Source organism: Rubrivirga sp. (genome assembly GCF_049648075.1).
Lineage (GTDB): Bacteria > Bacteroidota > Rhodothermia > Rhodothermales > Rubricoccaceae > Rubrivirga.
The window spans coordinates 1-2,002 of the sequence record NZ_JBARYR010000647.1 but is presented as its reverse complement, the minus strand read 5'-3'; the positions used below and the strand labels follow the sequence as shown (position 1 = coordinate 2,002).

Below are 2,002 nucleotides of genomic sequence, written 5' to 3'. Positions count from 1 at the left end.
GTCCTCGAGGACGGCAGGAGAGGGGAGAAGCGGGCTGGGGGCGGTCCGAGCCCGCGCGCCCGTGCGAACGCGGAACGACCACCGCCTCCAAACGGGTGACCCCGCCATCGAGCTCTCGACGTCCCCCGGGAGGGCCGGAGCGAGAGTGGCGGGGTCGGACGGCGCGCCTTCTGGTGGCCCGACGGCGGCGGCGTCACCGACTCTGCGGACGTCGGGGCCGGACCTTTCGAGCGGCTCCGGGTCCTCCGTAGAACAAAAACCCTTGCCTCATCCCTTGTCGCTTCGAGCCTGGGTAGGGGCATCGCGTTGTGCGACAAGACGACGCGGCAACGCTGTCGTGCCCGGAGGGGGAATCGAACCCCCAAGACCCGAAGGTCGGCAGATTTTGAGTCTGCTGGAAAACAGCGATTGTCAATCATCAGAATCGATATTCGTATTCCGGGTACGCCACGGGTACAGAGGCGCTTCGCGACTAGGCCGCCCGCGCCCTCTCCTGGGCCTCCCGCTGCGCTTGGATCCGACGCGCCCTCTCCTCCGCCTTCTCCTTCTCCACCCGCACGATCTCGGTCGCGGCCGGAAACAGCATCTCGACCGCCTCGTTCGTCGCCGGGTCGAGCGAGAGCTGCGGCGTCCGTGGCGCCAAGCGAGACGCGTAGAGGCTGAGCGCTAAGACCCGGACCTCGTCCGAGTCGAACGACAAGTCCTTGGGCGGGATCGCGCTCAGGTCGAACGAGACAGCCTCGGCCGGAACCGCTTGACCGCGCGCACGCGCCTCGTCGGCCGTCGCGCGCACCGACTCGACCCGGTCGAGGGCGGCCTGGAACACGACCTTGTCATCGCCCTCGAACCGCAACTGCTCCCGGATACGCGGGAGCGCGACCGAGAGCGTGAGCGACGTCTCCGCGTCGGCGTCGGTCGGCGCGTTCTGTGGAAGGAACGACAGGAGCGCGAGCCGGACGCCGGCCTTGACGTCGGTGCGCGTCACGGGAGCGAACGGGTCGGCTTTCTTCTTACGAGACATGGCTAAGGCTTGTTGATGTAGTGGTTGGTGATGCTACCGTTTGCGTCCCGGAACTCGACCTGCAACGCGCGGCCCGGAATGCTCGGATCATTGCGGTCGCGAAGCGTGATGGACTCGCCGCTGACGTCCTGGCTGTGAATCCGGTACTGCTGCCCGTGCCACATCCCGACCGAGCGGTCGAGGCCGACGCGGTTGCCGTCGTCGTCTTCGGTGTAGTACCCGTGAGGGCTGATCGCCGTTCGGTACCGGCCGGACACGATCTCGAACGCCTGAGCGGTCCCGCTCGCCCTCGAGATCGGCTGGGACCCCGAGGACTCGGCCGTCGCCGTGACCTGGACCTTGACCTGACCGCCCCCCGTGCGCGAGCCCGACAGGCTGATCGTGCCGCTCGCGTTCGTCGAGCCCGAGTCGACCTGCACGTTGTTGATGTAGAGCCGGGCCGTCACCGACCCGATCCCGGCGATCGAGCACGCGACCGACGCCTCGGCGCCCCCGCCCGTGTTGGGGGACCAGAAGCTCGTCGCGGTGTTGGACTCGAACAGGTTGCCCCGGTTCGCACTCGCCGACGCGCTCTTGCTGTTGGTGCCGACGAACGAGCCCGCGACCTGGAGGGGCACCGCGCCGCCCGTCGTGGTGTCGGTCGAGATCGCGACGGCGTAGTCCCCGTCCTGCACCGCGAGCTCGCCCCGGTTGGCGACCAAGCGCTCGAACGACCCGACGGCGCCCTCGATGTAGCGCACGTACGCGCCATCGGCCGACAGGTCGCCCGTGAGCACGAACAGGTTCGTGTCGAGTTGTAATCCGACCTGGCCGCCCGAGTTGATCGCACTAAACACGGCCGACACGTTGAGGTCGTCGCCGTCGGTGAAGTTGAGCTCGAGCTGGCCCGTCGAGATCGAAATCTGAGGTCCGGCCTGACCGGACGACAGGTTGATGCTCGAGACGTTGCCGAACGAGTCGGTAACGAGAACGATGTTGCTG

General features: G+C 67.6%; 2 protein-coding genes. Both read right to left on the bottom strand.

All coding sequences use genetic code 11. The features are described from left to right. Positions 1 to 472: 472 nt before the first annotated feature. A complete protein-coding gene (locus WBA11_RS17465) occupies positions 473 to 1,021 on the bottom strand; it encodes a hypothetical protein (RefSeq protein ID WP_424521919.1) in 549 nt (182 codons plus the stop codon). Between the two features lie 2 nt (positions 1,022 to 1,023). Then, on the bottom strand, positions 1,024 to 2,002 hold a 979-nt coding region (locus WBA11_RS17460; protein ID WP_424521918.1), incomplete at its 5' end, for a hypothetical protein.